The sequence below is a fragment of the uncultured Catenibacterium sp. genome, assembly GCF_900540665.1.
Taxonomy (GTDB): Bacteria; Bacillota_I; Bacilli_A; order Erysipelotrichales; family Coprobacillaceae; genus Catenibacterium.
On the sequence record NZ_UQGV01000114.1, the window covers coordinates 1 to 3,826 of the forward strand.

The 3,826-nt window shown below is 32.6% G+C and carries 5 protein-coding genes and 1 pseudogene; 1 reads left to right on the top strand and 5 read right to left on the bottom strand.

Annotation, left to right across the window (positions count from 1 at the left end; translation table 11 throughout):
* The 5 genes and pseudogenes from QZQ55_RS10665 to QZQ55_RS10685 all read right to left on the bottom strand — a co-directional run.
* Positions 1-952 (bottom strand): hypothetical protein (locus tag QZQ55_RS10665; protein WP_295093177.1); only part of this gene is annotated, 952 nt, incomplete at its 3' end.
* Positions 945-1,328 (bottom strand): annotated as a pseudogene (tnpA, locus tag QZQ55_RS10670) (IS200/IS605 family transposase); the annotation flags it as partial. The pseudogene tnpA and the gene QZQ55_RS10665, both read right to left, overlap by 8 nt.
* Positions 1,329-1,346: 18 nt before the next feature.
* A complete protein-coding gene (locus QZQ55_RS10675) occupies positions 1,347-1,529 on the bottom strand; it encodes a hypothetical protein (RefSeq protein ID WP_295093179.1) in 183 nt (60 codons plus the stop codon).
* A gap of 149 nt (positions 1,530-1,678) precedes the next feature.
* Complete coding sequence (locus tag QZQ55_RS10680) at positions 1,679-2,272, bottom strand: L,D-transpeptidase family protein (protein ID WP_295093180.1); 594 nt, start codon at positions 2,270-2,272, stop codon at positions 1,679-1,681.
* 151 nt (positions 2,273-2,423) lie between these two features.
* A complete protein-coding gene (locus QZQ55_RS10685) occupies positions 2,424-3,236 on the bottom strand; it encodes a D-alanyl-D-alanine carboxypeptidase family protein (protein ID WP_295093182.1) in 813 nt (270 codons plus the stop codon).
* 205 nt (positions 3,237-3,441) lie between these two features.
* Here QZQ55_RS10685 and QZQ55_RS10690 point away from each other — a divergent pair.
* Positions 3,442-3,826 (top strand): transposase (locus tag QZQ55_RS10690; protein ID WP_295093184.1); only part of this gene is annotated, 385 nt, incomplete at its 3' end.

A 3,826-nucleotide genomic window follows, 5' to 3' on the forward strand; every position in this document is an offset into this window, starting at 1 on the left:
CCATAGCACGATAAAGCAGACGTTCTTTTCTCTCAGAAGTCTGAATACTGTTGCCTCGCTCCGAAAGATTTTTAAGTCCTACTTCTGTATCAGAAGTATAGGCAACTGTCTGTATTCCTATATCAGCACCGATCATTCCTCTGCCATATTTATGTCTTGGATTGCCGAATCTGTCATATTTAGGTTTTGCCTTACCTTCGATGGTTATATGTAAATATACTCTGTATTTACCACGAATTATTTTTGGTACAAGAGTAGCATAGCAGGGTCTGTATGTATCAATACAGTACGCTTCATCCATGAGTGTCTGCACAGCCTTATTATTCATGATTTCAGGTTCAGCAAGATAATCCAATACTGCATTCACTTCATCTGTTTGGAAGCTATCATTAATCTGTATTCCAAATACAGTTCTGCCAAGCTTGAACTGTAACTTATTATCCTTAGCGAAGATAGGGATACCACGATTCATCTGTTTTGCCCTTATGCAAGGCAGGTCTCCATATTTAGAGAAATGTAAGATATTACCATTACCATATAAACATTTTTCCATGCCATGCCAAACATCTTCAGCTTTAGTAAGGGCAAAGACCGCATCTACATTATACTTCTTGCCAATAAATATCATTGATTTTCTGCAAAAATCCCAGGTAACATCATACTGCTTTTGCATTTCATTAAGCTGTCCAGCAAGATACTTACGTTTTTTCTTGTCTTCTGTAGAACCATATAATTTTAGTAGTTTACGATATCTCTTGGTACGCATAAGCTGATCAAAATTCTTTCTCATAAGACCTACAAGTTCGTTAGCTGCTTTTCTGATCTTATCCGAAAGCTTTACAACTTTTTGTATATCAGAAAAAGACATACCAGTTTCAGCAGCTAGAATATGCCTATCAGAAAGCTTATGAAATTGTTTTAGAGTCTTTTTGTATTCTTCGTCACTAATCATCTTTTAGTTCCTCTATATACTTAACTACTGTAGCTTCGCTTATGCGTTCTACAGTTGAGACAAAATACCCTCCTGACCATAAAGCTCCACATCTTGCATAGAACTTTTTTAGCTGCGGATACGCTTTAAATAATTCGATAGCACTGATACTTTTAAGAGTTCTAGCCACATCGCAAGGAGCAACAGTCTGTGGCACATCTATGAAAATATGTATATGATCTGGCATCACTTCGAGTGCTTTTATATGATAATTATAATCATTACAAATTTTCTGTAATGTCTGTTTTAAAGTATTTTCAACATTACTTTTTAAAACCGAAAATCTGAATTTAGGACACCATATGATATGATATTGTATTAGATATTTACAATGTGAAGCACTGTGATATTTTTTTCACTCATCACCCTGCTCTCCAAGCTGATATTTTTCCTGAATGCCTCTACGCATAAGATCAAGAAATGTAATAGTCTTGCCTTCCTCAACAGAATAGATACGCGCAAGGTTTTCAAGTTCTATTTTCCACTCCATAGGAATAGATATGTTTATTTGAACATTATTTAATTTTGGTCTTCCCATTGATTAAAAAGTTCTTTCTGTTTTTATACATACATTATATATCTACTCTATACAAAACTTAAGTAAAAATTATGTGGCTTTCATCCCATAGTCAAGCCTATGATTTTTTGCCACTAATCTATAACATAAAATTATCACTGTGACACTAACTAATATTTATACAAATTATCGTAAGAATCGATGATCATAATCGTCTTTTCATCAATAATAGTAAAGAGATATTTCACAATATTATGATGTAAGGCAACGCATCCCATTGTATAGTCATGAGTGCCAAAACAATGAAAGAAATAAGCACTCCCCTTTCCTTTAATACATTCCTTATTATAGTTAAAGAAGGCTGTATATTCATAAGGTTTGGTATAATCTATCAAGTGTTCGTCATTCTCTTTTGTACAATGAGAATGGTCCATAGTCTTTTCATCCACAAACTCATTATAGTACTGTTCACCACACCAATAATCATCTTCAGTAATCTGATGATAAGGCATTATTGTACCAGGATCTGGCGCAATACCCATGAGTTTACCAAAACTATATTCACCTATAGGTGTTTGTCTTGCTCCTTCTTTTCCTTCACCCATGCCTCTTTGTCCAATAAGTGCTGGTGTTTGTAAAACAAGTTCCCATTTTTCTTCTTTCTTATAATAATAGAATGTCGCATGACTTGTATCATAATGATCGACACATACTAGAAATAACTGATCTGTCTTTTGTGATGCTTTTAAAGAATCTATATCCACATAAATCCCTCCCTTCATCATTATATGAAAAAAAGAACTGTCTGAAAATACAGTTCCTTTGAGATTAATGCATAATTGATAAAAATCATCTTAAAAAGAGTCATGATAAGTTAATCAACATTCTAAAGAAGGTAGCTATTTCATCTTCTTTTTAGTAATGTCTAGCATAATATTCATCAAATGTTAATTGGCTATCTTCTACCTTTTTAGCTAAATCCTTGCCAACATAACGAATATGCCATGATTCATAATTATACCCTGTCAAATCTTCTTTATCCTTTGGATAACGTAGAATAAAACCATATTGACTCAATTGACTTAAAAACCATTTATAGCAAGGATGATTAACAACATCTTCATATTTGTATTGATCTAAAGCAACATCAAGTCCTAGACCTGTTGTATGCTCACTATGACCAGGACGTGAACATGTTTCATCGGCCTTTGCAACATTGTAGGTTTCTACCATATGATTATAGATTTCTTTTTGCCAAAGTGTAGAACGATAGCCAGAAGTTACGTATAACTCAAAGCCCTTTTGATAACAAGCCTCTTGTAAAGCAATAAAATCATCATATAAGACTTTTCGTGCAGTATGTTTACTATAGAGAAGGCCATACTTTTTGGCTTTATTATTGATTTCTACAAGATCATCGGGCGCATAGTTTTCATCCACCTGATAATATTTATTCACAATTGTATTTAAATCATTAGGATGTTCTTGTTTTATAATATGATCATAAAAATCATAATCACGATTCATATTTACAAGTGTAACAATCTCTTCTTTCATTAGATGAGGATGCTTACTTTTATATAAATTATAACGTTCTTTGTATTCTGGATGTTCATAACTTATAGTTTTTATTTTTTTCTTTACAGATTTTTCTTTAGGCAAGAAAAAGAAAAAACAGATCAATAGTGCAAAAACAAGTGTTATTAATAGAATTCTCTTCTTTTTCATAAAACAACCTCGATTTCTTCTTGTTAATCATTTATTCAAAACAATATCCCGTTACAACATTTTCACTAAAATCAAAAGATAAGACTGCTCACATTAGTTTATCAACAAATAGGGTAGACGAGAAAAAGTGTCAATTCTGATATGATGACCTCCCAGTAGACAGTGCAAATAATTAAGAGCACTGTTTGCTGAGGAGGTTTTTCTTATGGGAAGAAAAAGCAAGTTTTCTAAACAACAAAAAATTGAAATATGTAGAAGGTACTTAGATGGCAGTGAATCAGTTATTAGTCTAGCAAAAGAAATAAATGCTGGTAAAAACACAGTGAAAAAGTGGATTAGAATCTTTAAAGCGTATGGTGATTCTGCATTTGATGAAAAACCTGCAAATGAATCATATACAAAAGAGTTTAAAAGGAAGGTTGTAGAAGAATATCTTGCTGGTGAAGGTTCACTAATAGATATTGCGCTAAAATATAATATTCCTTCAGATAGTACAGTACTTGCATGGGTAAAGTTATATAATGATCATATAGAATTAAAGGATTATATTCCTGGAGGTAAGGAAATCTATATGGCAAAGTGCAGAAAAG